This window comes from Streptomyces sp. MnatMP-M17, from assembly GCF_900091995.1.
In the GTDB taxonomy this organism is placed as follows: domain Bacteria; phylum Actinomycetota; class Actinomycetes; order Streptomycetales; family Streptomycetaceae; genus Streptomyces.
Window position 1 is genome coordinate 1 of the sequence record NZ_FMDK01000925.1, and the last position, 1,227, is coordinate 1,227.

At 68.5% G+C, this 1,227-nt stretch carries 1 protein-coding gene; it reads left to right on the plus strand.

Features of this window, described 5'->3' with window-relative positions; genetic code table 11:
* Window positions 1-178: 178 nt before the first annotated feature.
* The coding region (locus tag GA0115259_RS33490) for a glycosyltransferase 87 family protein (RefSeq protein ID WP_370749097.1) at window positions 179-1,227 on the plus strand (1,049 nt) is incomplete at its 3' end.

The following is a 1,227-nucleotide window of genomic DNA, read 5'->3' on the forward strand; positions in this document are numbered from 1 at the left end:
AATTGAACTCCTGACCTCCTGCATGCCATGCAGGCGCTCTACCAACTGAGCTATAGCCCCTTGCTGTGCACCGCTTCCGGGCTCCCCGGCGGCGGCAGCGCCAACATTACACGGTCCTTCCGGCCGATCACCAAATCGTTTCCGCTCTGCACCGATTAGACCGGTACTGTCACCTTTCGTGACCGTTCCCGTACTTGTGCAGCTTGTCCGGAACAGCGACCGGAGCCCGTCTCCTCGGCGCGCGCTTCTGATCGCCACCGCCGCCTGTCTGGTCTCCTTCGCAGCGTTCTGGACCGCGCAGCGTGCGGCCGGAGTTTCGATGATCGATCTGCTGGTCTACCGCGCCGAGGGCCGTACGGTGCTCGACGGTCTGGACCTCTACGCGATGCGTGCCACCCACGCCCGACTCCCCATGACCTACCCGCCGTTCGCCGCGCTGCTGTTCACGCCGCTCACGCTGCCGAGCGTGCCGCTGCTGCGTACGCTCGCGACCGCCGGGAATCTGCTGCTGCTCGTCGTGTTCGTACGGCTCTCCCTCCAGCTCGCTCTTCAAGGACAGCTCACTCTTCAAGGAAAAACGCGTCCTCCTAAGGAGGCACTGTCGAAGAAGCTGCCCAAGAAGGCGTCACCGCGGGCGGCCCGGCCATGGGTGGCGACGCTATGGGTGGCCGCGTTCGCCGTCTGGTGCGAGCCGGTCTGGACGACACTGCGCTACGGGCAGATCAATCTGCTGCTCGCGGTGGCGGTGCTGTGGGATCTCACCCGGGAGCCCACCCGTTGTCCCGCCCTCCTTAAAGAAAAGCGCCGACACCGGTGGGCGGGCGCGGGCATCGGTCTCGCCGCCGCCGTCAAGCTCACTCCGGCCCTCTTCGCCGTCCTGCTGCTGCTCGTCGGACTGGTACGAGCACGCCGGACGGGCTGGAATCCCTGGCTGCGCCAGGCCGCGACAGCCACCGCCGTCTTCGTCGGAGCGACTCTCCTGGCCGCCGTCGTGCTCCCTGCGGACTCACTCCGCTTCTGGACCGGAACCCTCTTCGAGACCGGCCGCGCGGGTCTCGCTGAGGACGCCGCCAACCAGTCGCTGCGCGGAGTGCTGGCCCGGCTGTCGCACACCGGCGATCCCGCGCTCTGGTGGCCCGTGGCCGCCGCCGTGGTGGCCGTGGCAGGGCTCACGGCGGCTGTCGCGGCGGCGCTGCGCGAAGAGAGCGCCGGCGCGGTGGCCGGCTG